General features: G+C 65.6%; 4 protein-coding genes. All 4 read right to left on the reverse strand.

The features are described 5' to 3' along the window. A partial coding sequence (locus tag ACTQ1E_RS08675) for a hypothetical protein (protein ID WP_441565869.1) occupies positions 1 to 830 on the reverse strand: 830 nt, incomplete at its 3' end. Positions 831 to 837: 7 nt separating this feature from the next. Beyond that, positions 838 to 2,169 carry a phage portal protein gene (locus tag ACTQ1E_RS08680; protein WP_441565871.1) on the reverse strand — a complete coding sequence of 444 codons (1,332 nt, stop codon included), beginning with the start codon at positions 2,167 to 2,169 and terminating at the stop codon, positions 838 to 840. Between the two features lie 19 nt (positions 2,170 to 2,188). Beyond that, on the reverse strand, positions 2,189 to 3,688 hold the full coding sequence (locus ACTQ1E_RS08685; RefSeq protein WP_441565872.1) for a hypothetical protein: 1,500 nt from the start codon (positions 3,686 to 3,688) through the stop codon (positions 2,189 to 2,191). 107 nt (positions 3,689 to 3,795) lie between these two features. After that, positions 3,796 to 4,230, reverse strand: coding sequence for a hypothetical protein (locus tag ACTQ1E_RS08690; protein WP_441036951.1), 435 nt, complete (start codon positions 4,228 to 4,230; stop codon positions 3,796 to 3,798). Positions 4,231 to 4,346: the final 116 nt, after the last annotated feature.

Below are 4,346 nucleotides of genomic sequence, written 5' to 3' on the forward strand. Positions count from 1 at the left end.
GGCTTGTCCTGGTCGTCCCCCCCCGGGGCGTAGATCGCTTTCGGGGTCCAGCGCTCCATCCTGCGAGCGCCGTACATGGTGCGGGCGCCGTTGGCTCGCAGCACCGACTTCTTTTCGCCGTCCTTGGTGATGCGGACAGCCGGCTTGGCGTTGATGACTTGGTTGATGTCAGCGCCGTCCTCGATCGCCCGAAGCTGGTCTCGGGTGAGGTCCTTGATGTCGGACACGTCCAGCGGAGGCACTGAGGGTTTATCCCGGTCACTGACAGCCACCAGGCGTCCATCGCAGCCGGGGTGCCGCGTGAACGACCTCGTGCCAGGCTTGAACAGCTTCCCGACGAGCACCGCGCACCGCTGGCACATCGGGGCGGGGTCCACGAACATCAGCGACGTGCGAGCCCTCCCAGTCGCCCCGACCATGGCGGCGTTACGGCCGGCTTCCGACACAGCCCAGTGGGCCATCGTCTGCGCCACCCTGCCGCCAGCGGCCAGCTTCTGAGTGGCAGTGCCCGGCGTCGCCCTGGCTGTGATGACAGCCGGATACAGGAGGGCGGGGATTGTGAGAACTGCCCCTGACGTTGGGTGCTCCGCCCATCCGCCGAAACCAGCCGGGTCGACCTCCGCCAACGCCTTCTCTGGGTATCCGGAGCGGTACAGGTCGTCGTCCACGCTGGCAGCGCCAGCAGCAGCGGCACCGATCTGCGCGGCCACCACCAATCGAGACAGAGGCGTCAGCTTCAACTGCCATTGAGCAGCCCAGTCGCCGCTCGCGCGGATCGTGCGCCACTCGCGGCCCACCATCGTGGCAGCGGCCCGCGAACGGGCCAGCATCGCCTTCTCAGGCGACTGTGGTGACATCGCCCGGAGCCGCCATCAGCGCCTGCACCAGCGGGTCGGCATCCTGCTCGCGGAAGTAGGCCCGCTCCCGTTGCTTGCGCCCCTCGTCCCATCCCAGTTCGTCCCACACGCCCTCGCGAGAGAGGATCGGCACGCCGCCAGCCATCTTCGTGAGGGCGTCGGCTCGCTGTGAGTAGGTGGGGGTCGCGGGATCGTGCCACAGCGCCCTGATCTCGTTGCCGGGGAGCCATTCGCCGGTGCGGAGGCGTTCCCGCAGGCCCATCACCCACGCCCACGAGTCACCGTCGTACACGTTCATGCGCTCGACGTTGCGGATTAGACGGGCCTCATCGGCGCGGATCGCGCCCTCCGACGCAGGATTGACGGTGTCTTGACCGAGGTAGCGGGTCGGGAGCCCCAACATCCCGCCACACCAGCGCAGCATCGCGTTCACGGCGTCGGTAAAGTTCGACAGTTGCGCCGCGTCCCACGACCCGAACCTGGCGTCCTTGTTCGACGTGACCTTGAGGATGGTCATGTATGCCTCCCACGTCGCCATGGGTTTACCCGTCTTGGGGTTGATGAAGTCTTCCTTCTTGACGCCAGCGGCCCACCGGTGGGGCCACGCCAACGCCTCAGCGCCGATCTGCGTGTTCGTGATGATGCGGGCGATCGCGTCCGTCATCGGGATCACGTCCGCCATCTCTGACACGCCAGTCCAGCGGCCCGTGCGGGGCCGGTTCAGGAACATCACGACCGGCACTCGGCCAAGCCCGTGCTCGTCAGGGTCGAACTCGTCGGCCCAGTCGTGGCCGTCGCGGATCAGATAGCGGCTCTTGTTGGGCAGGTACAGGGTGGCGCGCTGCCGGTCATCGTCGCCGGTGTAGGTGCGCAGCGCGGCAGTCATGCGCCGACGGGGATCGATCTCGACCGAGAACGCCTCAGGCGACTCCACGGTGATGAGCGGCTGATCGGGTTCTTCAGGGTTTGTGGACACGACCGCGAAGCCGCGCCCGAAAGTTCGGCAGTCCTTGTGCAGCAGCGATGACTGGGAGGGCAAGTTGTTGTACTCCCACGCCTCCTGCAAGCCGCGGTCGATCTTGTCGGAACCCGACCGCTGGAAGGCGCGCAACTGCTGGCGGCGCTCCGGCTCATCCACAGCCATGCGTGGCACGTTGATCGCGACCTCGAACATCCTCAGTTCGGGCGGCACGGCGAGACCGATCACGTCGATCTTCTGCAGGCCCTCGTAGTACATGTCGAGGTGCTTGTAGTCGCGCTTGATCTTCGGGGTCTTGCGGTGGAGGCGGTTCAGGACATCAATGTCACCCATGCCCACCTCCATTCATCGTCTAGGCGAAGCACCACACGGCGCTGTTCTGTGAGTCGTCATCGGTCCAGTCGGTGGCCAGCACAGCCCGTCTCGGCGCGTACGCGAGGGCGTCTGCCACTACGACGTCGATCTTGCGGGGGCTGTTCGGGTATTCCTTGCGGATCAGCCGGTACTGGCCGCGCCGCTTCACGAACGCGTTGCCGTAGTGCCGCAGCGCGTCCGGGTCGCTGCTCTGTTTCGTGGTGCCGTTCACGATGTCGGTGTGGAGCGTGTCCAGCGCCGGCCCCATCAGGGTGTCCGACGTCGTGGGGAATTCGACCACCACGTCCTCGCCGAACTCGTGCGCCAGGTCTGAGATGTCGCTGCGCCACTCGTGTGGGTCGTAGTGGCCTCGGATCACGCGATAGCGCTTGTGCGCCTCACGGATACGCTCCAGCACCTCAGTGCGCGGCACCTGCCATCCGATGCCGTCGACACCCTCGGGTTTCTCCCACAGTCCGATCGTCCACCGGTAGCCGTCTGACATCCGGCAGCCGCGGAGGATGGTCGAGTCGGAGTTCAGCGACCCGTCGAACCCGAGCGTGATCGCTGTGCCATCGGCAGGTTCGGGGCCGTCCATCTGGGCGTCCTCCACAGCCCTGAGCGCGATCCACGCATCCGAGGACGCCATGGCGCGGTTCAGGTAGTAGCGGGCACCCTCAGCCTCGTCACGGCACTCGGTTGGGTCCAGCATCGTCCGATAGGCAAGTTCAGGGGTCATCCACCCCGACACGGGGTCCATCGCCGCGCCGTACACGTAACGCAGCTGCGCCAGCGTGTGCTCGCGGTCCTCATAGATGCGGATCGGTCCCTTCGCCTCGCGATGGTGCACCAGCCATCCGGGGCCTAGTTGCTCGGCCTTCCAACGCTTGTAGATCGTCTCCCAGACGCTCTCCTCGCCGTAACGGAATGCGGTCGTTGTCAGCAGCGCCCACGGTTCGTCACGCGACCTCTTCGGTAAGTTACGCATCGTCGTGGCGTACATGTTCCGCAGCTCCGGGAGCACGTACAGGTGCACCTCATCCGGCACGAGGAACGTTTCCTTGCCGCCGTCCTTCGACGCGGCACCAGACGAACTCGAGCGGCACTCCCCACCGTTCGGCAGATAGATGTTAGTCGCTGAGCGGTAGTCGCGGATGCCCTTCACGCCGTCGTAGATGTCTGGGTGGTTGTCGTGTCCCCAGTCACCCATCACGAAAGCAATGTTTTGGAACGTGTTGCCCGACTGCTTCTCCTCGGTCGCGAGGCAGCGGACGAACGGGGAGCGGATCGGGCGTCCCACCGGCTGCCCGCTCGCATCCCAGCCGTCAAAACGCACCGGGGCCAGAGCCTCCGCCACGCCAATCAGGCCCGCGACCTCCGACTTCGCCCGACCCTTCGGCATTGACAGCACGCCACGAGAGATCAACCGACGCCCCGACGCCGGTTCGAGCTCGTAGGCGTCCACGATGAAGTCAAACATCTCGTCATCGAACGTCAACGGCTGCCCCTCCACCGGCCCAGGGCCATGGCAGGCATACGCCTCGAGCCAGTCGATGACGGCATAGCCGAGAGAGCACTTCTGCCCCTCGAACAGGGGGCGGAACATCAGCCTGCGCGCCGCTTCCGCGCCCGGTCAAGGCTCGACACCTTGCCTGCGGATGCGACCGACTCCACAGACTTCTGATAGGCACCCCTCGGACCCCGATACTGGGGCCGTCGACCCTCCACGTCCGGCAACCGCAGCGCCGCCAGCAGCTGCTTGAGGACCGTGGCCGTCGCGTTCGCCTCACGCAGCGCCGAGTTCACGACCAAGCTGGACACTCCGTTACCGTCCGTCTCAATCGACAGCAGCACGTCATGCTTGCCACGGATCGCCGCATCCAGAGAATCGAGCCGATCCTTTGCCCGGCACGCCTCCTCCAGTTGCACCAACTGCTCCGGCGTCAGCTCGAACACGTCCGCCACGCCACGCCACAAAGCACGCCCACCATCCGCCAACGAGGCTGGACACGGGGCCGGGATATGGGGCTCGTCAGACATGCTCAACACCTCCAGCGTCGCGCCGATATGCATCTGGTGGTATCGCACCACCAGAGAGAATGGTTTTCAGGCCCTGTAGACCTGTCTCTTATACACATCTGACGCTGCCGACGAAG

The organism is Collinsella sp. LCP21S3_C7 (assembly GCF_052118485.1).
Lineage (GTDB): Bacteria > Actinomycetota > Coriobacteriia > Coriobacteriales > Coriobacteriaceae > Collinsella.